The organism is Paraburkholderia sp. RAU6.4a (assembly GCF_050435625.1).
GTDB classification, from domain to species: Bacteria; Pseudomonadota; Gammaproteobacteria; order Burkholderiales; family Burkholderiaceae; genus Paraburkholderia; species Paraburkholderia tuberum.
The window spans coordinates 2,434,134-2,458,055 of record NZ_JBNDKQ010000003.1 but is presented as its reverse complement, the minus strand read 5'-3'; the positions used below and the strand labels follow the sequence as shown (position 1 = coordinate 2,458,055).

The following is a 23,922-nucleotide window of genomic DNA, read 5'->3' as shown; positions in this document are numbered from 1 at the left end:
TGGCCAGCCCCGGCCCGGCACGCAGACCTATCGTCGAAGGCAGCGTGCGGGGGACGTGGGCAAAGGCGGACTGATCGCGCCGATCAGTCCGCCGCTTGCACGTTCGCCGCGCTCACCCACCACGCATTCTTACCTTGCGGCAGGCGGACCAGCACCGCGGAAGGATCCTCGACGCCGTCATCGGCGATCTGGCATACCGGCAGGCCGTCGGGCAGACGCTTCACTTCGCCAGCGGCCTCGAACAGCGCGATTCGCTGCGCATCCAGCGGGCGCAGTTGCCGATACACGTCGAAGCTGAGCGCCGCGGGCACGTCGCCGCGAATCTCGAGCTCATTGGCGCGCGCGCAATGCGCGGGCGCGACGGCAACTGCGGCGGCGCTGCCGCTCAGGCAGCCGATCGTCAGCGCGACGGCGGCGAGACGGGAATGGGTCATCGTGTTTCTCCGAAAAAAGTGAGGGGCAGAGAACCGTGGTTCCGCGAGGAATGCGCAAGCGTGCGGACGCGCGGCGCGCTCAACGCTGGCGGGCATGCGCGTCGCCGCGTCGGCTGTCTTCGCTGTCGACGCCATCGTCGTCGCGAGTCGCGAACTCGAGCCGGCTCACGTCGCAGGACGCCTGGCCAAAGCCCGCATACACCGCCGACCAGTTGCCGACGATCACCGCTTGCGCCTGCGCGAGACTCAGCTTGCCTTCGCAGACGCAGCGCTTGAGCAGCGCCGCCGCGCGTGCCTTGCGGCGCTCGCCCTGCGGGCCGGACCACGGCAACAGATCGAGATTGGCCGGCGCATCGGGCGATCCGCCGAGCATGATCGGCACACGCCGGTCGAGCGCGAACGCGGCGACGTCATCCGCATCGATGCCGCGTGCGGCAAGCATGCGATCCTTGTGCGCCATCAGTTCGTCGAACGGCGGCGCGACGGTTTCCGCATAACCGGGGCGGCAAATCGTCTGGCCGATCGACTGCTGGCTCACGCGTTCGTCGAGCATGGCGCTCGGTTGCGCGGCGGCATCTCCGATGCGCAGCGCGAGCAGTGCGCCAACGGTGACGAGCAGCGCACGGTGCGTGATGCGCACGCGCGGACGAAGGACGCGCGTGCGTCCGAGCCGCGGCGCGTTGGCCGCGTCATTGCTGCTGGTCGTGTCGCGGGAAAGACCGCGCCGATGGGTGTCTGCGATGCCTGCGTTCATTCGTCGGCGCGCCGGCGGCGGCACGCGGTAGTTCAATTCGCAAGGCAATTAAAACACATTCAATATGGATGAGTACAAAAGCCGGACATGAGGGCGCGGCGTTTGCCGGCTCGCGGCAGCCGCCGCGAGCCGGCACAGACCAACCCAGCGCGACGTCGCGATGAGTGGGGGCGCCCCGCCGCCTCTACTTCGCCACCCGCGCCTGCAACGCGCGGATCCGCCCGAGCGCCTGCGCGTTCGACACCGTCTCTTCGTACATCTTTGCGAGGTCGGCTTTCAGCGCGGTGCGCGAACCGCCATCGAGATACACCATATGCCCAGATGGATAGAACCGTGCCGACAGGTTCTGCCGCACCTGCTGACTGACCAGCGGCATCTGCTGCAGATCGAGCACGGTCTGATAGAACGGCGTGACGAAATCGAAAAAGCCATTCGCCGACAGCACCTTGAGGTCGGGATTGAGCGCCATCACGGCGGCAAGGTCGCCGGCCGTGTACAGAATGATGTTGCCTGTCGAGTCGAGACCCTTCTGCGCGCCGGTTGGATCGATATGGCCGAAATCCCAGTACTTGAACGCCTGATCGTTGAGGTCGGTGAACGACGAGTTCGACGTGTACTTCAACTGCTCGTTCAGATAGACGTTCCACATCGTCGTGTAGACGCCGGTGACCGCGGTCATCGTCGGATCGTTGCCGCCGGAGTTCGGGTCGATCTTGCCGGCGATGCCGGTGTCGATCGCCGTTACGCGGCCGTCGTAGGCGCCGAGCGCGAGGCCTTGCGACTTCAGCAACGTGGTCAGGAACAGCGAATTGCCGCGGCTGTCGTAGCCCGCGATGTCGAGGCTCCACGCGAGCAGCGTCGTTTTGTCGATGCCGGTGTATTCGCTGAGCTTTTCGGTGGTCGCGGAATCTGTGGTCGGGAACTTGCGCAGCGCGGCCAGGTAGTCGGTGCGCGCGAACTGCGCGACCTCCTCGGCGAACGCGCCGAGATCGGTCGGCCGCGGCGCGACGCCGAGCTTCTTGTGATACCACGCGTCAGCGGCCGCCGTGGGCAGCGCGCCGACCGGATTGCCCGATTGCGTGTAATCGAGAATCGACGATTGCAGCGTAATGCCGTTCAGATCGACCCCATCCTCGTGCAGCCGGTACGCGAGCACGCAGCTACGCGCCGTGCCGTAGGACTCGCCGAATAGATACTTCGGCGAATTCCAGCGGTTGTTCTTCGTCAGGAAACGCTTGATGAACTGCTTGATCGAATCCGCGTCCTGATCGACGCCCCAGAAGTCGCGATTCTTCTTCGGCGCGATCGCCGCCGAATAGCCGGTGCCGACCGGATTGATGAACACCAGGTCGCTCTTGTCGAGCAGACTGTCCGGATTGTCTTCGAGTGAATAAGGCGCGGGCGGCGTGAACCCCGGCATCGACGTCTTGATGCGGCGCGGCGCGAACGAGCCGAGCAGCACGAATACCGACGACGACCCCGGCCCGCCGTTATAGAAAAACGTGACCGGCCGCGTTTCTTCCTTCTGATTGTCCTGCGTGAACGCGACGTAGAACATCCTCGCCGACGGTTGCGAGCTGCTCGGATCGACGATCACCAGATGGCCCGCGGTCGCCGTGTAGTCGATCTTGTGAGCGCCGATCGTCACCGAATGATGCGTGATCGCGGCCGTCTCGACTGTATCGGTAACCGAATCGTCCGGGCCGTTGCCATAGGCGAGCGGGTCGAAGAGCGGCTGGTCGCCGGCCTTGTGCGGCGCGCTCGTGGCGGTGGACGCGCCTGCCGAGGCCGTGGCATGCGTGTTGTGCGGCGAATGCTGGCTACCGGAAGCTGATTCTGTATTCGTCATGATCGCTCCAAGGGTTCGTTTTAATTGCCATGCGTCCTCGTTCTTACGTCTCGTTGTTGTGTTATGCGCTGTGTTGCAGACTATAGTGCGCCCGCCACCTTCCCGCCATTGGGGCTGCCCAGTCCCGTGCAGGCATCCCACCCCTTCGACGCCGCGAAGCTGCCGTTGTTGCCCTGCGTGATGTCGTTGCAGACGCCCGGCGCCTTGTACAGCTTAGCGTTGACGAAGCCGGCCGGCTGTCCCTTCGCCGCGTTGATGCGCGCGATCAGCGCCGCCCACAGCGGCGCGACCGCGCTGGTGCCCCCCACCACCGTTTGCATTCCGTCGACCAGCACGTCGTAGCCGGTCAACGGCGAGGCATCGCCCGCGACATCCGGCACGCCGCGCCCGCCGAGCGGCTGGCCGCCGCCGCCCGTCGCCGTGGCCGACAAACCCTGCTGCCACGCCGGCACCGGAAACGCGCTGCTCACGCCGCCGCCGCTGGCCCCGCCCTGCTCGCCGTCGTTCCACACGACCTCGCGCGTGATCGCCGAACCGGACGAGCTCAGGTGCGTGCCGCCGCAGGCGAGCACATACGGGCTCGACGCCGGGAAGTCGACCGCGTCGCCGCCGCCCGAGCCGTCGCTCGACCCGCTGTCGCCCGAGGCCGCGCAGATGGTCACGCCGAGCGCCGCCGCCGATTGCAGTACGCTGTTGAGCGCCTGCATCGACTGGCTGGTCCACACTGATTCCGGCGCCCCCCAACTGATCGAGATCACCGACGGCTTGTTAGTTGTGTCGTGCACCGCGCGGCTCACCGCGTCGATGAAGCCGGCGTCGCTGTTCTGCGTGAAGTACACGGCGATGGCCGCGCCCGGCACGATGGCGCCGACGATCTCGATGTCGAGCGTGACCTCGCCGTCCGGCCCGTTCGGATCGCCGCTCGGCTCGTTGCCAGCCTGATCGACGCCGACCGGGGTCACGGTCGGCTCGCTTACACCGAGGCTCGAGAAATAGGTCTTGAGGTCCGACGTGTTGTAGCCGCCGCCGAGCTCGATGATGCCGACGCACTGACCGCCGCCGTCGCCTTGCGGAAACTGGTAGAGCGAGGCGAGCTGCGGCGGCGAGTACGACGTCTGCCCGGCGCGCGCCGGCACGAACGGCGGCCGGATGCGAAAGTGCGGACGCGCCTGCGGCCGGTTGTCGAGTCCGAGCACCGCCTCCACGACGCCATGCAGATCGTCCGGCACGCTGATCGTGCCGGTGCGGCCACGGAACTGGCCGGCCGCGTGATGCCGGTAGAGCTCGAGCTTGACCTCGAACGCGCTCTGGAATTGCGCGATCGTGCCGCTCAGCAGCACCGAGCGCGCCGCCGGATCCTCGCGCGCGACGGTGAGCCCATGCGCGGCCGCGAACGCGCGGACCTTCGCGATGTCATCGGGCGCGGCGCCGTAGTCCTGGGCGAGCGCCTCGCGCGACAGCGGCTTCACGCTCGCGTCGCCGGCTTCGATGCGTTTCATCAAGGCGTCGAACTGCGCCTGCTGCTGGCGGCGCAGCATCACGAAGACCTCGATCCGCTCGGCGGGATCGCATTGCCCGATGACCGTCGTGCCCTGCGCGACCTTTCGCTCGCTGCCCGGCAATGGATGCTTGGTGACCATGGTATCGACTCTCCTTTTAGCGTGGCTTGGCACGCGGTCATGCACGACCGCGCGGCCCGGCGGCGGCCAGGCACGCCACGCGCCTGCATGAAGCGCATCGTGGCGATACGCGGCAGGGGTTGTTCAAGAACTTCGTCCAAGCGTCCGACCAAAGCATTCGAACACAGTTCCGGCCAGCGCGACAGTCGTCCGCATGGCCAGGGTCTAATGCGCGGCGTGGATGCGACACGCTATGATGCTCAAGCGGCATTCCCGCCGTTTCATTGCCGCGCGCGCCGACTGCGCGCACGATCGAGAAATCAGAGGAACCCATGTCAATTTCGATGTATCAAGCATCACTGCCTGTGCTGATTCGCGGCCTCACGAACCTGCAGGCCATCCTGGGCAAGGCCGAAGCGCACGCGGCCGCAAAGCAGATCGAACCGTCGGTGTTCACGAATGCCCGGCTCGCGCCGGACATGCTGCCGTTCGTGCGCCAGGTGTATATCGCGAGCGATACCGCGAAGGGTTGCGCGGCGCGCCTCGCCGGCGTCGAGCCGCCGAAGTTCGACGACGTCGAGCAGACTTTCGATGAACTGCAGGCCCGTATCCAGAAAACGATCGATTACCTGAAGGAATTCAATGCGGCGCAGATCGACGGTTCGGAAAGCCGCACCATCACGCTGAAAATGCGGACGGGTTCGATCGAGTTCACCGGAGCGTCATATCTGTTCGGTTTCGTGCTGCCGAACTTCTATTTCCACGTGACGACCGCGTATGACATCCTGCGTCATAACGGTGTCGAGCTCGGTAAGCTCGACTATCTGGGCGGGATGCAGCAGTAAACGGAGCAGGCGGGTCGTCGATCGCGCGGCCGCCCTCACGTGTGCAGGCGCGGCTGGAATGCGATCACCGCCATGCCGGCCAGCGTCAGCGCGACGCCTGCCGCGTCCCACAGCGTGGGCCGCACCTCCTCCACGACCCACAGCCACGCAATCGCGACCGCCACGTACACGCCGCCGTAGGCCGCATACACGCGGCCCGCTGCGGTGCCATGCAGCGTCAGCAGCCACGCGAATAGCGCGAGGCTTGCCGCGCCTGGCAGCAACAGCCACGCGGAGCCGCCCTGTTTTAGCCAGCGCCACGGCAGGTAACAGCCGAGAATCTCGGCGACAGCGGTCACGACATACAGCAGGAAGGTTTGCATCGATGAGCGTGAGAAGGTGGTTGTGTCGCCGCGCGTGCGCGCGGCCGGCCGCGCTATCGGCTTTATTAACACAATCACTTGGCACCGCGGCCTTTGCATCGGCTGTATGCGCACGCGCGACGAATGCAAAAGCCAGCTCCAAGTTTCAATCCAGCGAAAGTTCAATCGAGCGAAAGCCGCAGCGCGAAGCCGATCAACGCAGCCGAGAAGGTCCACCGTTGTACCGTCTGCGCCAAAGGATGGACGCGCATCCAGTTGGCGATGCGCGCAGCGCCGATCGCATACAACGCGTCGAAGCATGCGCCGATCACGAGCAGCACGACACCAAGCTCGACCATCTGCCACGCTACCGGCCCCGCTTCCGGCCGCGCGAATTGCGGCAACAGCACGGAGCAGAACAGTAGCGCCTTCGGGTTGAGCAGGTTCGTCAGCAGACCTTTGACGAACGCGGTCCGCAAGGGCCGCACCGCATTGCCCGCATCGCTCGAAGCAGTGGATTCCACTCGCGGCGCGCCGGCCGCTTGCCCGTCGCGCGACCCGGCCGGCAATGCGAACCCGGGCGAGCGGAAGATTTGAATCCCCACCCACGCGAGATAGACGGCGCCGGCATAGCGCACCGCGTCGTACAGCCACGGCGCGTTGCGCAGCAGCGCCGCCATGCCGCACGCCGACAGCGTCACGTGCGTCGCGCGCGATACGCCGAGCCCCGCCGCGGCCGCGAAGCCGCTGCGCACGCCGCGCGCGATGCTGGTTTGCAGGATCAGCGCCATGTCCGGCCCAGGCACCGCATAAACGACAATCAATGCCGCCACGTAGACGGCCAGCAGGTGAGCGGAAATCATCGGAGCCTCCTTGTTGTTCGAGGCTCCATGTTGCTATCGGATGCGGAGCGTTTGCTGGCGACTTTCAGTCCTCTGCATTCAAAAAATAGCGGAATGCGCTAATATTTCGACATCTGACGACGCCTTCCACCACCCTGCAGCCCCCCTCCCGACCATGTCCACGGACGATCTCGACAAAACCGACCGCGCGATTCTCGCCGCGCTGCAAAACGACGGCCGCATGTCGAATGCGCGTCTCGCCGAGATGGTCGGCCTCAGCGAGACGCCTTGCGCGCGGCGTCTGAAACGTCTGGAGAACGATGGTTACATCGACCGCTACCGCGCGGTGCTGTCGCGCGCCGGGCTCGGTCTGGGCGTGATCGCGTTCGTGCTCGTGCGCTTCGCGGTGCACGACCGCGTGGTGGCCACGCGCTTCGAGCGCGAGGTGCAGGCGATCCCGCGGATCCTGTCGTGCCACAACGTGTCGGGCAGCGCCGACTACATCCTGCAGATCGTCGCGCGCGACCTCGACGACTACGGCACGTTCATGCGCGACGAACTGCGCGGCCTGCCGGGCGTGACGTCGGTGGAATCGGCCTTATCGTTGCGCGAAGTGAAAGCGTTTGGCGGTCTGCCGCTGTCCTGAGCGCGAACGTGGCATAGTCCCCCCTTTAGTCCCCTTTTGAAGCGGCACGAGCCGTTCCGACGCAACCCGACGACCCCGGAGTTCTCATGGATCACGACAAGGCGCGAGCCGAAGAAACCGCCGCAATGGAACGCGTGTTGACCGCCACCAAGCGGGTGCAGACCGCGTTCGCGTCGCTGCAATCGCAATTCCCGCCGGCAGGCAGCGGCAAGCCCTCGCAATTTGCGTTGCAGACTTTCGACGCCGCGCTGCAGGAACTCGAAGACGCACAAGCCGCGTTCGACGAACTGCTCGGCGATCTGCTCGACGGCAATCGTTGAGCGCTAGCGAGCGTCTGGCCGGCGCCCCGCTCGCCAGCCGGCTCGCACGCTTCGCGCCGCCGCATGCGCCTTAACGCGCGTCCGTCTCCACCACCGGCTCGCAGAGAATCGGAAAATTGACGGAGTTCGCGACGTAGCACTTCTGATGCGCGACGTGATGCAGATGCGTGGCCAGCTCGACATCGCCGCTCGCGCGGATCGTCACGCGCGGGCGCAGCACGATCTGCGAAAAGCGGCCTTCCTGCGCAGTATCGAGCATCGTGCCTTCGGCGTCGTCGCGATAGTCGAGCACGACGATGCCCGCCTCCGAGCACAGATGCAGATACCACAGCTTGTGACACGCGCTCGCCGACGCGACCAGCAGGTCCTCGGGATTCCAGCGCGTCGCGTCGCCGAGAAACGCCGGATCCGACGAGCCCGGAATGTCGGGCTTGCCGCCGGAAGAAATCACGTGATCGCGGTCGTAGTCGCGGTAGCCGGAGGTACCGCTGCCGCGGTTGCCGGTCCATTTCACCGATACGTGGTACTTGTGCTCGCCGTGCGCCATTCGCTTCCCCTTTGGTCGGATCGGACCTGCATTCTATCCGCGCCACACTAGCGCGGCGGCGCCGCGCGGCCGGTCACGTTCGGCGCGCGTGGGTCGGGATTCATATAGAGCGCCGTGCCGTTCGCGCGCATGTTGTTGAGCGCGGCGCCCGAGCCGGTCGCGCCACCCGAGCCGAGCCCATACGAGCCGCCCGCCGACATGCCGGGCCCCGGCATGGCACTCGGACTGACGCCGGTACCGATGCCCATCGCGCCGCCGACAGCCGCATTGCCGCTGCCCCCGCTGCCCCCGCTGGTGCCCGCGTTCGTGCCCGCACGAGTGCCGTTTTGGCTACCGCCAGGATTGCCCGGTTGCTGGGCCTCTACCGTTGCAGCGGCCCCCACCGTCAACAGCGCCGCAAGCAACACCGACCACACGATCCCACCTGTTGCTGTCTTCATAGCCACCCCCAATCGCATCGATCCGCCGAGCACGATATCTATTCTGAGCCGATCGCGCGACCGATGCAGCAGCGCCGCTCCCGCCCGCGCCCACGGCGTGTCCGTGCGCGTTATGATCGATCGTTACGCCCGAACGGCCGATTGCGCACGATGGAGCACGCCTACATCCACCTTTTGCATCTGCTCGCCGGCCACTCGACGTGGATGCTCGCGATCGTTTTCCTCGCCGCTTTTTTCGAAGCGATCGCGGTCATCGGCACCTTCGTCCCCGGCAGCACCGCGATGTTCCTCGCCGGCGCGCTGACGGGCACCGGCTCGCTGAGCCTTGCCTGGGTCTTCGTGTGGGCGATCGTCGGCGCGGTCGCCGGCGACGGCGCCAGCTTCTGGCTCGGCGCTCGCTACAGGGAGCGCATCGTCACGCTGTGGCCGTTCCGCGCACACCCCGGCGTACTCGACGCGGGCCAGCGCTTCTTTCTGAAGCATGGCGCGAAGAGCGTCGTGCTCGCCCGCTTCATCGGCCCACTGAGGGCGATCGTGCCGGTCGTCGCGGGCATGATGGGCATGCGGCCGCTGCGCTTCCTCTCGATCAACGTGCTCTCCGCGCTGCTGTGGGCGCCCGCGCACATCCTGCCCGGCGTCGTGTTCGGCGCGTCGGTGCTGCTCGCGGGGGCGGTGTCGTTCCGGCTCGTCGTGATCATCGCGATGCTGGCGTGCATCGTGTGGCTCAGCTTTCGCGGCGCTGGGTTTCTGGTGTCGCACGCGAATGCCTGGTCGAGCGCGGCAGGCCGTCATCTCGGCAGTTGGGCATGCCGCCATCCGGGTCCGCTCGGCCGCATCGCGCGCCGCATGCTCGACCCCGACACGCCCGATGCGACCCACCTGCTCGCGACGTCGCTGATCGTGCTGGTGGCCGGCGCGCTTTTCTTCGGGATCCTTGACGACGTCGTCAGCGGCGATCCGCTGACGACCATCGACCTGTCCGTTTATCACTTTCTGCAATCGATACGCACGCCGTGGGGCGACACGTTGCTCGCGGCGCTCGCGACGCTCGGCAGCGGCATCACACTGTTCGCGCTGGTCGTCACGGTTGCCCTGTGGATGGTGTGGGAGCGGCGCTGGCGCACGATCGTCTACTGGCTCGCGGCGGTCGTGTTTTCGCAGCTGCTGATTCTCGGTCTGCAACTCGCGATGCGCCGCGCCCCGCCCAACGAACTCATGAGTGGCCACTTCGTGTTTCCGAGCAATCACGTCGCCGCGACGGTGATCATCTACGGCTTTCTCGCGTTTCTGCTCGCGCGCCGGATCGGCAAGCTCGGAGGCGTGCTGGTTGCCGGCGCCAGCATCATCGTCGTGATCGTGGTCGCGCTCGCGGGCGTCTACTTCGGCCGCTACTGGGTGTCCGACGCGATCGGCGGCGCGGCGCTCGCGTATGTGTGGGTCGCGCTGATTGCGCTGACGGCGATCTGGCGGCATCCGCGGCCGCCGCCGCCGCGCCGTTTCATGCCGCTCGTGGTGCTCGCGGTCGTAGCGCTCAGTGTCGGCCTGCAGCTCGGCCTCGCAATGCCGACGCCGCCGGACGGCGCGCCGCAACCACCCCCCGTGCAGTTCACGCAGACGCAGTGGAAGCTCTCCGGGTGGAAGCGGCTGCCGTGCTTTCGCTCCGACATGGGCGGCGATCGCAAGGAGCCGCTGACGCTGCAATGGGTCTCCGAGCCCGCTTCGATACGCGAGCAGTTGCGCGCGCAGGGCTGGGTCGAGGGCACCGACGTGTCCGCGCACAGCCTGCTGTCGCTCGCTTCGCCCGACGTCGCGGCGGTGTCGCTGCCGGTGCTGCCGAAGCTGAACAATGGCGTGCCGTCGTCGCTGGTCTTCATGCGACCGGGCAATTCGCGCGAGGAACGCTACGTGCTTCGCTTCTGGCCGAGCGGCTACGCGGTCGACAACGGCACCTCCGCGGCGCCGCTTTGGGTCGGCGCGTTCGCGCACGAGCGGCTGACGCGGCCGTCCTGGCCGCTGAACATTCTGCGCATCGATCACGACGCGAGCCCGTTCGACGCGCCCACCAGGTCGGGCGCCGAGCTCGGCGCGACGGTTCTCGCGGAGGTCGATTGTCACGGCGTGCCGGTGTCGCTGCTGGTCTCGCCGAGGCAATGAGCCGCACATCCAGGCACATCCAGGCAACTTCAGGCATCTTAGGCATCCCCAGACGATTCGATAAAGGAGACAACCGTGGGCCGCTTCGGAAGTCCACATCGACGTACCCGGCGCCGTCTATCAGCAATTGGCGCCACGGGCGAAACGCCTGCTGCGCCATATGCCGCGCGTGAGCGAACTCGACAATGCAAGCGCGCCGGAGCAATACCGGAAATTCGCCTATTGAAGAAAGCATTCAGTCGCCGCATTGGCCGCGCAACGAATTGTCACGAAAGCGAATCGCCAATTGACGCGCAATTGCCATAACGGAAATGACTGAGGCGACCGCGGGAATACACCGGGTCGCGAATGACAATCGATTTGACATTTAAGCCTTCGTTGCGCAAATGCAACGACACACCGGCATTATCCCCACTTCCCCCCGCTATTTGCACCGATAGCGCTCCTAATTCATTTTTCCACTCACGCAATCCGTAATCGCACTGGCAGAATGAGCAGAACGCCAGATAGCGGGAACCGGCATGCGTCGCCATTTCCGCAATGAAACACGGCGGCCGCGATTTTCTACCCAATTGCACGCATTAACGCTATCGTCTCTTTGCGACCTGAACTCTCGTAGACCACCAGGAGCTTCGTGTGCGGAATCGATCGATGTCTCGCGTGAGGAAAGACCGCCAGTCCGCCGTTCGCAGCCACCGCTCGCGTGTTTCCCGATTATCTTCAAGTCCGCTTTCCGGCTCGGTTTCCAGCTCGCTTTCCAGGCTTCTCCCCCGGTTATCGCTTTGCATGACTGCGCTGGTGCTCGGCAGCTACTCCGTGTATAGCGTCGCCGGCGTTTCCGTATTGCGTCCGCCGCGCGAAGCGCTATCGAGCAGTCCACTCGAAGTGACGATCGTCTATGCCGGCGATCAACCCGGTGGCACCGAAGTCGACGTGCCGGCGCAATTGAATATCGCGATCAGCAATACCGACGTGGTACCGCATCGGCTCGCGCTCACGCGCGAACGCGGCGCACCCGAGCATCTGAAGCTCGCCGCCGGCGAACTGAAGGCAGTGCGCTATACCGGCACGTGGCCCGAATGGGCGCGCGGCGCGATGCAGATCGACGTGCCGGATCTCGACGTGTCGCCATCGTACGTGCTGCTGACGCGTCCACCGCGCTCCGGCAAGGACGCGGCGCTCGCGTCGGCCGGGAGCGCCAATGGAGCAACGGCGGCGGGCACCGCGAGCGGCGCACCGTCGTCGACGAGCCTGATCGCGTCGTCGCCCGCGCCATCACGACCGGATGCGCCCGTGCCGCAAATCAACACTTTCCTGAGCCGCTTCTCCGCCTTCGAACCGATGTATTTCGCCGATGGCGGCGGTAGCGAGTCCCTCGCGAAATTCCAGCTCAGCTTCAAGTTCCGCCTCGTCGTTCCGGACGACCCGCGCTCGCGTGGTTTCGCGGACAACCTGTACTTCGCCTATACGCAAACCTCGCTGTGGGATCTCAAGAAGTACTCGGCGCCGTTCCGCGACACCAGCTATATGCCGGCGCTCTTTTATTACCTCGAAGACACCGGCTGGAAGACCACGTGGTGGAGCAGAATGGGCGTGATGGCCGGCTACGAACACGAATCGAATGGACGCGACGGTCCGGAATCGCGCGGCGTCGACTATGTGTTCCTCAAGCCGATCTGGGATTTCGGCGACATTCACAGCTACCATCTGACCATCCAGCCGAAGATTTATTACTATACGCACATCGCCGGCGAGAACCACGACATCGCCGACTACCGCGGCTATGTGGACCTGCGGTTCATCTACGGCAGCCCCGACGGCGCGCAATTGGACACGACGCTGCGCAAAGGAACGCAAGGCGGCAAAGGCAGCATCGATACGCAGTTCACCTATCCATTGGCGAAGCTGATCAATAGCCGCTGGGGCGGTTATCTGTGGCTTGGCTTCTTCAGCGGTTATGGCGAGGACATTCTCGACTACAACCAGCATCGCTGGATCGCACGAATCGGCTATAGCATCACACGCTAATCCGGAATTCGCCCGGCATGCAAGCAAAGGGCCGCCGAGCGGCCCTTTTCCATTCGATGACGGCCCACGACGCGCCGTAATACATCGAAACTTCTGCCGTAATCCTTCAAAAGTTTGCCCAAAGCCGCCCTCCACCCGGCGGGCAACCCGTCATGGACCGCTCGTGAATGCTGTGTGCACGAACAGACGGGCATATCAGTGTGGATTTCTCTAGAGTTGAAGGGTCGCCGGTCCAACCGGCTGGCCACGCCGCGCGCTGACTTTTCCAGCGTCTAATCAAAACCACGGAAAAACCAATGAAAACCGCTCTCCTTAAAGACGTGTCGCCTGTTTCAAACGAGCCAACCGGACTTCTTTTGCATCGGAATAGTGCACCGCTTGCGCTCAAGCACGAAATTCACCCGGAACAGATCCGGGATAGCCTGCCGGCCCGTCAGGGGGGAGTCGGCTTTCTGTTCCACGCGACCGATTGGGAAACCCTTTCATTTTCTTTTCACAACGTTCGCGAACGAAGCGAATCGTTCGAAGAGGAGTTGTGGAAAACCAGGCCTTTCATCGCATCGCCGATCTATTCGGGCGCGCAGGTGATCGGCGCGAATATCGCCTGCCCGGTGCCGCTCGAAATGTGGCTCGGCAGCCCGCGCGGCATCAAGCGCTTTCGCGAGACGCAATTCTTTCCGGCGCTCGAGCTCGCCCGAAAGGCGGGCTTGAACATGGTCGCGATGGGCGCGTCGACGCCCTACGCGTGCAACTACGGCGCGCTGCCCCGGCCGGTCAAGCCGCCTCACATCACGACGGGCCACGCGGCGACCGCGGCGATGCTGAAGGACTGGGCGATGCATTGCTGCGAACAGCTCGACCTCGAGCTCGGCAACACGAAGCTCGCGCTGTTCGGCGCGGCCGGCCGGCTCGGCACGACGGTCGCGAAGTATCTGCTCTACAAGGATGCGCCGAAAGAGCTGGTGCTGATCGATCTGCCCGACAAGATCAACCTGCTGATCGATCAGGCGAACGAGCTGCTCGCGTCGGACCTGCTCGGCAAATCGAAAGTCTCGGTGCATACGTTCAGCCCGGACACGCCGCTGCCGGACTTCGACGGCGCGATTCTCGCGAGCAGCACGAGCGTGCCTTACCTGAGCGCCGCCGATCTCAAACGCGCGCAATTCTGGATCGACGACTCGCATCCGCGCGCGGCAAGCGTCGCAGCGGAACTCGCTTCTCGCGGTCATACGCTCTATATTGAATGCTTCGCGCGCGGGCCCGCCGGACTCGAGACCGCGTTCCCGTTCAGGCTGCCATCCACCCGCGACTGCTATACCTGCTTCGCCGAAGGCTATTCGGCATGGCAGGAAGGTATCGCCTCCGATTTCATCATTGGCAGCCCGCCCGTGTGGTCGGTCTCTTATACTCATGGTCTCCTGAAGAAGTATGGCTTTTCGGTCGGACCGTTTCACGGCAAGAACGGCGATTCGCTCGCCGAAGTCGTCGAATCACAGCAATTCAATACGCATGAAATGATGGGTTCCTGATGAACTCGGAGGCCTGATGGCGATACCGCGCGAAAGCATGCGGGATATGCTGGAACGAAGCAGGTTCGCAATTCGATGGGGAGGCGCACTCGGCCTCCTGTGTCACCCCATCTATTACGTCGTCTGGACCTACATCCTTCCGCAGCCTTACGACAACCTGCTGCTGCGGCTCAGCGCGGCGGCCGTCTGCGTTCCCCTGCTGTTCCAGGCGCGCTGGCCGAGGCGCTACAACCCTGCGCTGCTGATCTACTGGCATTGCTGTCTGATTTACGTGCTGCCGTTCGTCTGCACGTTTCTGACCGTCAGAAACGGTTTCTCCACGATGTGGATGATGACCGAGGTCATGATGATCTTCATTCTGGCGCTGTGTATCGACAACCCCCTGCTGCTGATAACGTGCATCGGTATTGGCGTGTTTTCCGGCGGGCTCGCCGGCGTGTTGAGCGCGCCGACGCCGGTCGTTCTCAGCGCGCAGGACAAGTCCAACCTCGCGTTGCTGCCGGTGGTCGTGCTGTGCAGCATGGCGTTCAGTCATGCGATCAGCAAGGGACGCATCTTCGTCGAAAAGAACCGCGCGTTGCAGGCGCTCGCGGGTTCCATCGCGCACGAGATGCGCAATCCGCTGAGCCAGTTGCGGCACGTGCTCGACCGCGTCGAGGAAGCGCTGCCCGCGGCGACCGAAGCGGGCGCGGCGCCGACGCTGACCGACGGCACGGCCTCGCTGATGTACAACCACCTCGCACAGGGGCAATTGTCGATCGAGCGCGGCCTGCGCATCATCGCGATGACTCTCGACGAAGTCGCCGCGAAATCGATCCGCCCGGATAGTCTCAGCTACCTCCATGCTGGCGCGACCACGCGCAAGGCGCTCGCCGAATACGGCTTCGACAACGACAAGGAACGCGCGAAGGTGAGCGTCGTCGTCAGGCGCGACTTCGTGTTCAAGGTCGACGAGACGGTCTATCTGTTCACGTTGTTCAACCTGATCAAGAACGCGCTGCATCACATCGTCGCGTATCCGCAGGCGACGCTCACATTGACCGTCGACCGCGACTCGGTGATCGTGCGCGACACCGGCCCCGGCATCGCGCCGGAAATCCTGCAGCATCTGTTCGAGCCGTTTCGCACGGCCGGCAACTCGGGCGGCACCGGGCTCGGGCTCGCGTACTGCCAGCGCGCGATGCGCGCGTTCGGCGGCAGCATCGACTGCGAATCGGGACTCGGCAAGTTCACCGCGTTCACGCTGCGCTTTCCACCGGTAGCGGCCGACGAGGTCGAGGAGCACGAGCGGCGCCTGTTCGAACGGGCGATGCCGGCGTTCAAGGGCAAGCGCGTGCTCGTCGTCGACGACGACGACACGCTGCGCGCCCGCACCCGCCGCGTGCTGACGCAGGCCGGCGCCTATGTCAGCGAGGCGTCGGGCGGCGAGCTTGCGCTCGCCACGTTGCGGCGCGCGCCGCTCTACGACCTCGTGTTGATGGACATCAGCATGCCCGCGATGGACGGCTACACGACGACCGAGCGCCTCCGCGCCGACAGAGACTGCCCGAACCGCAACGTGCTGATCGCCGCCTATACCGCCGAACCGGGCATCGCGGTGCGACTGCGCGCGCGGCGCGCCGGCATGGACGAGATCATCAGCAAGACGTCGAGTGTGCAGGAACTGCTCACCGCGTTGCAGACCCTCTTCGACAACGGTGCGCATCATCAGCCGGGCGAACTGCCCGATGTCTTCGCCGGCAGAACCTTTGTGATCGCCGACGACGACACCTACAGCCGGCTTGTCGCGAAGGCGTATCTGGAGCGCTGCGGCGCGAGCGTCGTCGAGGCCGACCACGGTCAGGCGGTGCTGACCAAACTGCACGAAGACGGCTTCATCGACGCGATCCTGATGGACGTGAACATGCCGGGCATGAACGGCATCGAGACGACGAAGTCGATTCGCGCGCGCACCGATGCCTACGCGACGCTGCCTATCATTGCGCTGACCAGTCGCATCGATGCCGAGGCGGTGCAGGCCTGCGTTGCCGCCGGGATCAACGAGGTGTTGATCAAGCCGGTGCAGGCCGGCTCGCTGTACGCATGTCTCGCGCGGCAGTTCGGCACACGCGGCGCGCTGGTTGCGGACGCTCCACAACGAATCACGGAAACCGCGGGCGGAGCCGCGCAAACGGATTTTGCGGCGACGCCGGTGGCATTGCCCCCCACTGCGAACGCGCCCGCGGCCACCACCATCGCTGAAGAAAGCCTGCTCGACGAAGCGCACCTCAAGGAACTGGTCTCGCTCGATCTGCTTGACGAATCGTTCCTGAACGGCATCGAACAGATTCGCTCGCTCGTCGTGCGCCTCGCAGGCAACAGCGCGGCCGCCGATATCAAGGCGACGCACGCGAGCCTGCATGCGTTGCTTGGCGTCAGCGGCAACATCGGCGCGAAGGCACTGCATCGCTACGCACGGCAGATCTATCCACGCGTGATCGCCGGTGAGTGGCCAGTGGAAACCGACTGGCACGCCCAGATCCGCGCGTTGAGCGCGCGCTCGACCGACGCCTTGCAGCGGTATTACGCGTCGGCGAAAGGCCGGCGTGATCATCGCGACGCACTGAGCGATTGAGAGAGCGCCCTCGGTCGCCCTCTTTGCAGCATTCAGTCAGAACTTGTGCAGCACGCCGACCGCAACAGCGAGCTGGTTCGCGCCGGTCTTCACGGTCGTCGTCGCGACCGAAGTCGCCCACCCCGTCGCACTCAGCGCCGCCTTCGAGCTGTTGATCACATACGTGATGTCGGTGTACAGCGCCGTGCGCTTCGACAGCCAGTAGTCCGCGTTGACACCGGTGCTCAATGCGTGCGCGTCGACCTGGCGATACGCGTGGTAGTAAGTCGCGGCTGCGAGGTCCAGCGCCGGCGCCACCCTGTAACGCATGCCCGCGAACGCCATCGACTGCGGCGGCGATGCGGCGAGCGTCGACCGGACGTCGTTCAGCAGCAATTCGTAGCCGCCGTACAGCGTCGCCTTGCCGATCTGATACGAACCGCCGGCCACGTAGCGGCGCTCGCTGTCGCCCGATGACGCAATGGCCGAGCCTTGCCGCTGCTCGTACACGAACGTCAGATTCAGCGGCCCCTGCACATAGCGTCCGCCGATGTCGTACTGCTTGCCGACGCGGAACGAGCCCGCCACCGGCACGTTGTAGGTGACTGCGTCGTAGCCGAGGCTGTAGAGCGCATTCAGCTCGAATGGTCCCACATGGCCGAGATACGACACCGCGTTATCCGCGCGACCGACGAACTGCGCGTCCTGCGCGGAAAGGCCGTAACTCGAATAACCGAGCGGGTCGAGCGCGAGGAAGTAGCGATACATCGGCGTCATCTGCCGGCCGAGCATCATCGCGCCGTAGCGGTCCGATTCGAGTCCGACGAACGCCTGCCGGCCGAACAGCCGCCCTCCTTGCTGCAGGGCACCGGTGTTCATCGACATGCCCGATTCGAGCGTGAAAATCGCCCGCAGTCCGCCGCCGAGATCTTCCTTGCCCGTGAAACCCCAACGCGAATTCAGCCGGTTGCCGGTGCCGAGAGCGACCTGCGTGCCCGACGATCCCTGCGACGTGACAGCGTGAGTCACGTAGGTCACCCCCGAGTCGACGATGCCATAGAGCGTGACCGACGACTGCGCATGCGCCGCGGCGCTGATGCCGATACCAATACCACATGCAAAAAGGACCTTCGACGGCCTGGCGAGAGGCTTGTGCTTCACCATGTATCTCCTGCTGGAAAGTGAGTTGTTTTGTGATGCGGATTAGTTATCGTTCGACCTCTGTCGTCGCGGTAGCCGGCGCGGGGCCGCGTCGGCTACCGGAGAATCGGTCATTCGCGTGCGATGTGCGGGTCGACGAAGAACATCGCGATGACCGCGATAGCGGGTCCGATCGCGAGTGTGAGGAGCGCGAGCATGAACGAATGGCTCGCGCCATACAGCGAGCCGACCACCATCGGCGACACCGCGCTGCCGGACTGCCAGATAGCATTGGTCCAGCCGGCGCTCGCGCCCGCGAGACGCTTGCCCGATGCGTCGCTGACCTGAGCCATCAGCACCGGCAGATAGCCGAACGAGAACGCACCGAGAATCGGCGCGACCAGATAGAACTGATGCACCGTCGAGCAGTAGCCGAACACCAGCAGCGCGATCGCGAAGGCGATCAGGCAGCCGATCGACATCATCCGCCGCGACACACCAGGCAGGTCGGAGATCCAGCCGAGCGTCGGCTTCGCGATCACCGCGCCAATGCCGAACGAGGCGACGATCGATCCGGCGACGATCGGCGCAATGCCGTATTGGCGCGTCATCAGTGCGTTGCCCCATGCACCGAAGCCGACGGTCGCCCACAATCCGCCGCAGCCCGCGATCGACAGCGCGATCAGGTTACGGTTGCGCAACAGGCCAAGCATTTCCTGGAGGCTGTTGCGCGCGGGCTTCGCTTCGTTCGAAGGCCGGTTCTTCAGCAGCAGCAACGTGACGATGCCCCACGCGAACGTGACGATGCCGAGCATATGGAATGCGTTCGACCAGCCGTGCCGTGCGGAAAACGACGGCACGACCGCGTTCGCGATCACGACGGCGAGCGACGTCGCGGTCGTGTAGAGGCCCATTGCGCGGCCACGGTCGCGCGTGAACCATGCGGGAATGATCTTCATGCCGGCCGAGTAGTCGGCGCCCGCCGCGAAACCCATCGCGGCCTGAATCACGATGCCGAATGCGAGCGAATGCGTATAGCCGAACGTGAACGTGAGCACGCCGAGCGGCAGCAGCGCAAGCGTGAGCATCGCGCGACCGCCGAGCAGATCGGTCAGCATGCCGCCAACCACGTTCGCGATCACATAGCCCGCGTAAAACGCGGTCACGAACGCACCAAGCATCGACACGCCGATGCCGAGCGACGCGCCGACCGGCGCGGCCACCGTACTCCACGCGACGCGGACCACATAGCTGAGCAGAAACGCGGCCCAGACGATGAACAGCGCGACCCAGCGATACGGGCTCGTGTCGGCGCTACTCGCCGCCCTCGCATCGTTCCCGGTCCAGACGCTCGCGGGCATACCCTCCGACGACGCCAGATTCTTCTCCATGACTCCTCCGATGCCGGGCGTGCCAGCGGCCGCCCGTTTTCTTTCTGATGGATGGCGCCGACCGCGCCTGGCGGCCGGGCCGGCGATTACGGTTACAGATCGAGCACGAGCACCCTCGACTTCGCGCGTGAACAGCACGGCAGGAACTGATCGTTGCGGGCCTGCTCTTCTGGCGACAGGAACAGGTCGCGGTGGTCAGGTTCGCCTTCGAGCACCCGCGTGACGCAGGTGCCGCAAATGCCCTGCTCGCACGACACCGGCACGTCGACGCCCGCCGCCGCGAGCGCCTGGGTGACCGTGCAATCGGCCGCAATCGACACGACGCGGTCCGAGCGCGCGAGCCGCACGTCGAACGACGCGCCATCACCAGACGGCTGCGCCGCCGCGAAGTATTCGTAATGCAGACGCTCGTCACTCCAGCCGAGCGAGCGGGCCGTGTCGAGCACCGCGTTCATGAAGCCCTGCGGACCGCACACATATAGATGCCGGTCCGCGACGGCGTCCGTCAGCAGTGCATTCAGATCGAGCATGCCGTGCGCGTCGTCGAAGTGGTATTGCACGTTGTCCGCCCACGACGACGCGGCGATTCGCTCGACGAACGCCGCACGGCTCTTCGAGCGCGCGCAGTAATGCATTTCGAACGCCGCGCCCATTGCCGCCAGTTGCTCCGCCATGCAGAGAATCGGCGTCACGCCAATGCCGCCCGCGAGCAATAGCGGCTTCGCGTCATGCCGGGCGAGCGGAAAGTGATTGCGTGGCACGCCGATGCGAATCGCGTCGCCTTCGTTCACCGCGTCGTGCATGCGCTGCGATCCGCCGCGCGAATCGGCGGCGCGCAACACCGCGATCTGATACCGGTGACGCTCGCGAGACGCGTTGCACAGCGAGTACTGCCGCACCGGCCCACCGGGCACGTAGACGTCGATGTGCGCGCCCGCCTCGAACGGCGGCAGGTCGCGGCCGTCGATGTCGACGAACTCGAAGCCGGCAATCCCGTCGGCTTCGTCGCGTCGTGCGGCGACACGCACCATCAGCGTGGAATCGGTCATGTTCATGCCACCTCCTCCGCTCACATCGCCGACAGGCCGCCGTCGACCATCAGCGTCGTGCCGGTTATGTACGAAGCCTCGTCGCTCGCGAACCACAGGATCGGCCATGCGATCTCTTCGGGCGACGCCCAACGGCCGATCAACGACGTGTCCTGGCGTTGCGTCTTCAGCACTTCGACGCTTTTGCCCGATGCAATGGCCCGGTTCATGTGGAATTCGGTCAGCGTCGAACCCGGGCACACCGCGTTCACGCGCACGCCGTTCGCGGTCTCCTCGAACGCGAGTGTGCGGGTCATCGCGAGCATGCCGGCCTTGGTCGCGTCGTACAGGCCCATGCCCTTGCGGCCGGTCACCGCGTAGCACGACGACACGTTGACGATGCTCGCGCGGCCCGCGCGACGCAGGAACGGCAGCGCTGCCCTGCAATAGTTGGATGTGCCGACCAGATTGACCGACACCATCGCCTGCCACTCGGCCGGCGTCGCGTCGGCGAGCGCGCTGTAGTTGCGCATCGCCGCGTTGTTCACCAGCACGTCGAGCCGGCCGAACGAATCGGCGGCGAGTTGCGCCGCGCGCACCGCATCGGCGTCGTGAGACACGTCGGCCGCGAACGTCTCGACACGCGCGGACGGATCAGCCGCCTTCAGTTCGTCGGCGACGCGCGTGAGCGCCTCCGGGTTCGCATCGACGAGCACCACCGCGGCGCCCTCCGCGCAGAACACGCGCGCGGTCGCGGCACCGATGCCGCCTCCGCCGCCGGTGATCAGCGCGACCTTGTCCTCGAGTCTTTTACGTTGCTGCATTGCATACCGGCGCGCAGCCGGCCTCCTTTTGCGGAATGGGCAGAAGGTCCAGTCGGACCAGACGACGACACGCGGGGCCGGACCAGAGTCTGGCGCCGCCGTGCATCAGATCGAGTAGATCGGCTGGTCCTTGCCGTCGTGCAGATGGATCACCGCCCATTCCTGCGGCTTCTGATCGCGCGGCAGCAGCACGCCGGCAGCACGTACGCGCTGCTGGTCGGCGTCGATCGCGGGCGGATCGGTGTCGGGCACCAGCGCCGTTGCCGCCTCGTACATCATGCGGCGCGCCATCACGATCGCGCGGTCGGTCGGCAGCAGCTTTTCCTTGCTGTGATCCTGAATCGGACCCATGCTTTCCTGCAGCGACGCATCCTGCATCGCAAAGCCGAACACGCCCGAGTACGCGCGCTTTTCCTTCTGAGCCTGGCGGTCGATCAGGTAGTCGTTGTCCTTGTTCGCTTTCGGCCGGAACATGCCACCCTCCTCGTACTCACAATGAATGCCCTTGCCGGCGTTCAGGTCGGCCAGTTCCTGCTCGTCGAGCGGACGGTCCGGGCGGAAGTTGATGCTCCACGCCCAGCAGGTGTGATCGTCGATCGGCACCCATACGTGGCCCGCGAGCGAGTGATCGCCGAACGGCGGGATCAGCGTGTACCACGGGAACAGCCACTGCGTGACGCGCCAGTAGTACGAATCCGGCTCGCCGTTGCGGCGGCCGAACAGCGTGAGGCCGAACGGCTGCTTCTCGATCTCGAAGATCACGTTGCCGTCCGCCTTGATGTAGTCGAGTGCCTTCGTGCCCTGATGCATCGGGTCCTCGTCGACTTCGTAGCGGTGTACATACGACACGTGACTCGTGTCGATGCCGCCTTCCATCGCTTGCAGGTAGTTCGATTCCTGCAGCCGCTTCGAGACGAACACGTGGCTCTCCGGCAGATTGCACCACTCGAGATCCGGCGGCGCCGGCCGGCGGTCCTTCGGCCCCATGTACGCCCACACGATGCCCGCGCGTTCGATGCACGGATACGCGGTGATGCCCATGTGCTTGCACGCCTGCGGCGCGGACGGCACTTCCACGCAGTTGCCGTTGCGGTCGAATTTCAGACCGTGATACGAGCAGCGGATGCCGTTCTCTTCATTGCGGCCGAAGTACAGCGACACGCCGCGGTGCGAGCAGAACTCGTCGATCAGCGCCGGCTGGCCGTCGGAATCGCGAAAAGCGAGCAGCTTTTCGCCGAGGATCTGCACGCGCACCGGCGGGCAATCAGGCTCTGCGATTTCGCTGGCGAGGAGCACCGGCACCCAGTAGCGGCGCATCAGATCGCCCATCGCCGTGCCTGGGCCAGTGCGAACCAGAGTTTCCGACATGTTCTTGTCCATCATTCCTCCGAATCCTGTTGTCCGTTGTATGAGAATCTAGTCTCATTGTACGGACAGATTGATCGACGTCAAGTTCTTGCGGCTAGGGACTTTCACTACAATGTGCAATCGACGCGGACCGCCGCAGAAAGGAAATTTCAAATGGAAGAAAAAAAGCCGCACGAAAACGTGCGGGCCGTCGAACGGGCGCTAGAAATTCTTCTGGCGTTCCGACCCGGGGACAAAGAATTGACCGTCGCGGAGCTGCTGACCCGCGTGGACCTGAGCCGACCGACGCTGTACCGCCTGCTGAATACGCTCGAACAGAACGGCTTTCTCGCCTCGTCGGGCGAGCCGCAACGCTTCAGGCTCGGCAGTTCGGTCGCGCAGCTCGCGCACGCTTGGATGGCGAACAATACGATCGCGCAGCTCGCGCAGCCGATGCTGCGTGAGCTTTGGAAAGCGACATCGGAGACGGTCGCGTTGTTCGTGCCGGAGGGGACGTACCGGATCTGCGTGGCCGAACTGGAAAGTCCGCAGCCGCTGAGTTTCCGGCGCGGGGTCGGCTATCGCGAGAAGCTCGTGCTCGGCGCGAGCGGCCGCACGATTCTTTCGCAGATGCCGCTGTCGGAGGACGATCTGCGGCGCTATCTGACCGATCCGGATCAGGACGTCGCGGCGCTAGCCGCCGATCTCGACGCGGTCCGCGCACGAGGCTTCGGTACCAGCCATCACGAACTGATCGCCGGCGCAGTCGCGGTAGCCGCGCCGTTCTTCAACGGCGCGAACCAGGTGGCAGGTTCGGTGTGCATCTTCGGGCCGAGCGTGCGCGTAACCGATGAGCGCGTCGCGCAGTTCGCGGAGTTGCTCAAGCGCGAGGTGGGCAATCTGTCGCGTGCGCTTGGGCATCAAGGGGAAACTGCACGGCCGCCGGGTACGGCACGTCGGTGAAATCGGCCTCAAAGGCGCTGGCCAACGCCGGGAGCGTCGTCAGAAAGGTCGACGCTTTTGCTCAGGCTCCCGCTGATTCAGGGCTGAAGCCGAAACCAGCCGGATGGCACGCAGTTCGACATTCACGAGGTTGGAGTGTGATGTGCCCGGAGGGCCGACGGGTTGCTGAAAGTAACCGATAATCAGATGGGGCACATCTCCCGGATCGCAGTGTCCGGCGCAGCGCGCATAAAGGATGAGGCCGGCATGACACCGGCGGATAGACGTTGGTGAGACGTTGGTGTCTCA

General features: G+C 65.0%; 21 protein-coding genes. 8 read left to right on the top strand and 13 right to left on the bottom strand.

Going from position 1 to position 23,922, the window contains the following annotated elements:
• Positions 1-83 precede the first annotated feature (83 nt).
• The 4 genes from OKW40_RS35915 to OKW40_RS35900 form a co-directional block, all read right to left on the bottom strand.
• Complete coding sequence (locus OKW40_RS35915; protein ID WP_018425032.1) at positions 84-434, bottom strand: hypothetical protein; 351 nt, start codon at positions 432-434, stop codon at positions 84-86.
• A gap of 79 nt (positions 435-513) precedes the next feature.
• A complete protein-coding gene (locus tag OKW40_RS35910; RefSeq protein WP_429353935.1) occupies positions 514-1,188 on the bottom strand; it encodes a hypothetical protein in 675 nt (224 codons plus the stop codon).
• A 184-nt stretch (positions 1,189-1,372) separates the two neighbouring features.
• A complete protein-coding gene (locus OKW40_RS35905) occupies positions 1,373-3,037 on the bottom strand; it encodes a S10 family peptidase (protein WP_429403296.1) in 1,665 nt (554 codons plus the stop codon).
• 80 nt (positions 3,038-3,117) lie between these two features.
• Positions 3,118-4,677: a S53 family peptidase gene (locus tag OKW40_RS35900; protein ID WP_429493734.1), complete on the bottom strand. Its 1,560-nt coding sequence runs from the start codon at positions 4,675-4,677 to the stop codon at positions 3,118-3,120.
• 311 nt (positions 4,678-4,988) lie between these two features.
• Here OKW40_RS35900 and OKW40_RS35895 point away from each other — a divergent pair, with 311 nt between their 5' ends.
• Positions 4,989-5,501 carry a DUF1993 domain-containing protein gene (locus OKW40_RS35895; RefSeq protein ID WP_184068086.1) on the top strand — a complete coding sequence of 171 codons (513 nt, stop codon included), beginning with the start codon at positions 4,989-4,991 and terminating at the stop codon, positions 5,499-5,501.
• Between the two features lie 35 nt (positions 5,502-5,536).
• Here the strand turns inward: OKW40_RS35895 and OKW40_RS35890 are convergent, their stop codons facing one another.
• A complete protein-coding gene (locus tag OKW40_RS35890) occupies positions 5,537-5,863 on the bottom strand; it encodes a YnfA family protein (RefSeq protein ID WP_429493733.1) in 327 nt (108 codons plus the stop codon).
• A gap of 161 nt (positions 5,864-6,024) precedes the next feature.
• The gene (locus OKW40_RS35885; RefSeq protein WP_429493732.1) at positions 6,025-6,705 is read right to left on the bottom strand and encodes a LysE family translocator; all 681 of its coding nucleotides are present in this window, start codon (positions 6,703-6,705) and stop codon (positions 6,025-6,027) included.
• Positions 6,706-6,859: 154 nt separating this feature from the next.
• Here OKW40_RS35885 and OKW40_RS35880 point away from each other — a divergent pair, with 154 nt between their 5' ends.
• Positions 6,860-7,330 carry an Lrp/AsnC family transcriptional regulator gene (locus OKW40_RS35880; protein WP_018425024.1) on the top strand — a complete coding sequence of 157 codons (471 nt, stop codon included), beginning with the start codon at positions 6,860-6,862 and terminating at the stop codon, positions 7,328-7,330.
• 86 nt (positions 7,331-7,416) lie between these two features.
• Entirely contained in the window at positions 7,417-7,650 is a 234-nt protein-coding gene (locus tag OKW40_RS35875) for a hypothetical protein (RefSeq protein ID WP_013091435.1), read from the top strand.
• A gap of 70 nt (positions 7,651-7,720) precedes the next feature.
• Here OKW40_RS35875 and OKW40_RS35870 read toward each other — a convergent pair whose 3' ends face one another.
• Positions 7,721-8,197: an OsmC family protein gene (locus tag OKW40_RS35870; RefSeq protein WP_090806238.1), complete on the bottom strand. Its 477-nt coding sequence runs from the start codon at positions 8,195-8,197 to the stop codon at positions 7,721-7,723.
• Between the two features lie 47 nt (positions 8,198-8,244).
• Positions 8,245-8,637, bottom strand: coding sequence for a hypothetical protein (locus tag OKW40_RS35865; protein ID WP_429493731.1), 393 nt, complete (start codon positions 8,635-8,637; stop codon positions 8,245-8,247).
• A gap of 150 nt (positions 8,638-8,787) precedes the next feature.
• On the opposite strand from OKW40_RS35865, the gene OKW40_RS35860 reads away from it, so the two are divergent.
• The 4 genes from OKW40_RS35860 to OKW40_RS35845 all read left to right on the top strand — a co-directional run bounded on the left by OKW40_RS35860 (position 8,788) and on the right by OKW40_RS35845 (position 16,962).
• Entirely contained in the window at positions 8,788-10,791 is a 2,004-nt protein-coding gene (locus OKW40_RS35860) for a VTT domain-containing protein (RefSeq protein ID WP_429493730.1), read from the top strand.
• A gap of 786 nt (positions 10,792-11,577) precedes the next feature.
• Positions 11,578-12,819 (top strand): phospholipase A, encoded by a 1,242-nt coding sequence (locus tag OKW40_RS35855; RefSeq protein ID WP_429493729.1) that lies wholly within the window; start codon positions 11,578-11,580, stop codon positions 12,817-12,819.
• Positions 12,820-13,115: 296 nt separating this feature from the next.
• Positions 13,116-14,348: a hypothetical protein gene (locus OKW40_RS35850; RefSeq protein ID WP_429493728.1), complete on the top strand. Its 1,233-nt coding sequence runs from the start codon at positions 13,116-13,118 to the stop codon at positions 14,346-14,348.
• Positions 14,349-14,364: 16 nt separating this feature from the next.
• Positions 14,365-16,962: a response regulator gene (locus OKW40_RS35845; RefSeq protein ID WP_429493727.1), complete on the top strand. Its 2,598-nt coding sequence runs from the start codon at positions 14,365-14,367 to the stop codon at positions 16,960-16,962.
• A gap of 36 nt (positions 16,963-16,998) precedes the next feature.
• Here OKW40_RS35845 and OKW40_RS35840 read toward each other — a convergent pair whose 3' ends face one another.
• The 5 genes from OKW40_RS35840 to OKW40_RS35820 form a co-directional block, all read right to left on the bottom strand.
• Positions 16,999-18,105: a porin gene (locus OKW40_RS35840; protein WP_429493726.1), complete on the bottom strand. Its 1,107-nt coding sequence runs from the start codon at positions 18,103-18,105 to the stop codon at positions 16,999-17,001.
• Positions 18,106-18,212: 107 nt separating this feature from the next.
• A complete protein-coding gene (locus OKW40_RS35835; protein ID WP_187613121.1) occupies positions 18,213-19,472 on the bottom strand; it encodes an MFS transporter in 1,260 nt (419 codons plus the stop codon).
• Positions 19,473-19,564: 92 nt separating this feature from the next.
• The gene (locus tag OKW40_RS35830; RefSeq protein WP_429493725.1) at positions 19,565-20,527 is read right to left on the bottom strand and encodes a PDR/VanB family oxidoreductase; all 963 of its coding nucleotides are present in this window, start codon (positions 20,525-20,527) and stop codon (positions 19,565-19,567) included.
• 14 nt (positions 20,528-20,541) lie between these two features.
• Positions 20,542-21,324: an SDR family NAD(P)-dependent oxidoreductase gene (locus tag OKW40_RS35825; RefSeq protein ID WP_090806258.1), complete on the bottom strand. Its 783-nt coding sequence runs from the start codon at positions 21,322-21,324 to the stop codon at positions 20,542-20,544.
• Positions 21,325-21,429: 105 nt separating this feature from the next.
• Positions 21,430-22,704, bottom strand: coding sequence for a Rieske 2Fe-2S domain-containing protein (locus OKW40_RS35820; protein WP_429493998.1), 1,275 nt, complete (start codon positions 22,702-22,704; stop codon positions 21,430-21,432).
• Between the two features lie 141 nt (positions 22,705-22,845).
• On the opposite strand from OKW40_RS35820, the gene OKW40_RS35815 reads away from it, so the two are divergent.
• A complete protein-coding gene (locus tag OKW40_RS35815) occupies positions 22,846-23,634 on the top strand; it encodes an IclR family transcriptional regulator (protein WP_184068051.1) in 789 nt (262 codons plus the stop codon).
• Positions 23,635-23,922: the final 288 nt, after the last annotated feature.

Coding starts and splice junctions, on each gene's coding strand:
- OKW40_RS35915 (WP_018425032.1), bottom strand. CDS start 434: ATGACCCATTCCCGTCTCGCCGCCGTCGCGCTGACGATCGGCTGCCTG.
- OKW40_RS35910 (WP_429353935.1), bottom strand. CDS start 1,188: ATGAACGCAGGCATCGCAGACACCCATCGGCGCGGTCTTTCCCGCGAC.
- OKW40_RS35905 (WP_429403296.1), bottom strand. CDS start 3,037: ATGACGAATACAGAATCAGCTTCCGGTAGCCAGCATTCGCCGCACAAC.
- OKW40_RS35900 (WP_429493734.1), bottom strand. CDS start 4,677: ATGGTCACCAAGCATCCATTGCCGGGCAGCGAGCGAAAGGTCGCGCAG.
- OKW40_RS35895 (WP_184068086.1), top strand. CDS start 4,989: ATGTCAATTTCGATGTATCAAGCATCACTGCCTGTGCTGATTCGCGGC.
- OKW40_RS35890 (WP_429493733.1), bottom strand. CDS start 5,863: ATGCAAACCTTCCTGCTGTATGTCGTGACCGCTGTCGCCGAGATTCTC.
- OKW40_RS35885 (WP_429493732.1), bottom strand. CDS start 6,705: ATGATTTCCGCTCACCTGCTGGCCGTCTACGTGGCGGCATTGATTGTC.
- OKW40_RS35880 (WP_018425024.1), top strand. CDS start 6,860: ATGTCCACGGACGATCTCGACAAAACCGACCGCGCGATTCTCGCCGCG.
- OKW40_RS35875 (WP_013091435.1), top strand. CDS start 7,417: ATGGATCACGACAAGGCGCGAGCCGAAGAAACCGCCGCAATGGAACGC.
- OKW40_RS35870 (WP_090806238.1), bottom strand. CDS start 8,197: ATGGCGCACGGCGAGCACAAGTACCACGTATCGGTGAAATGGACCGGC.
- OKW40_RS35865 (WP_429493731.1), bottom strand. CDS start 8,637: ATGAAGACAGCAACAGGTGGGATCGTGTGGTCGGTGTTGCTTGCGGCG.
- OKW40_RS35860 (WP_429493730.1), top strand. CDS start 8,788: ATGGAGCACGCCTACATCCACCTTTTGCATCTGCTCGCCGGCCACTCG.
- OKW40_RS35855 (WP_429493729.1), top strand. CDS start 11,578: ATGACTGCGCTGGTGCTCGGCAGCTACTCCGTGTATAGCGTCGCCGGC.
- OKW40_RS35850 (WP_429493728.1), top strand. CDS start 13,116: ATGAAAACCGCTCTCCTTAAAGACGTGTCGCCTGTTTCAAACGAGCCA.
- OKW40_RS35845 (WP_429493727.1), top strand. CDS start 14,365: ATGGCGATACCGCGCGAAAGCATGCGGGATATGCTGGAACGAAGCAGG.
- OKW40_RS35840 (WP_429493726.1), bottom strand. CDS start 18,105: ATGGTGAAGCACAAGCCTCTCGCCAGGCCGTCGAAGGTCCTTTTTGCA.
- OKW40_RS35835 (WP_187613121.1), bottom strand. CDS start 19,472: ATGGAGAAGAATCTGGCGTCGTCGGAGGGTATGCCCGCGAGCGTCTGG.
- OKW40_RS35830 (WP_429493725.1), bottom strand. CDS start 20,527: ATGAACATGACCGATTCCACGCTGATGGTGCGTGTCGCCGCACGACGC.
- OKW40_RS35825 (WP_090806258.1), bottom strand. CDS start 21,324: ATGCAGCAACGTAAAAGACTCGAGGACAAGGTCGCGCTGATCACCGGC.
- OKW40_RS35820 (WP_429493998.1), bottom strand. CDS start 22,704: ATGGACAAGAACATGTCGGAAACTCTGGTTCGCACTGGCCCAGGCACG.
- OKW40_RS35815 (WP_184068051.1), top strand. CDS start 22,846: ATGGAAGAAAAAAAGCCGCACGAAAACGTGCGGGCCGTCGAACGGGCG.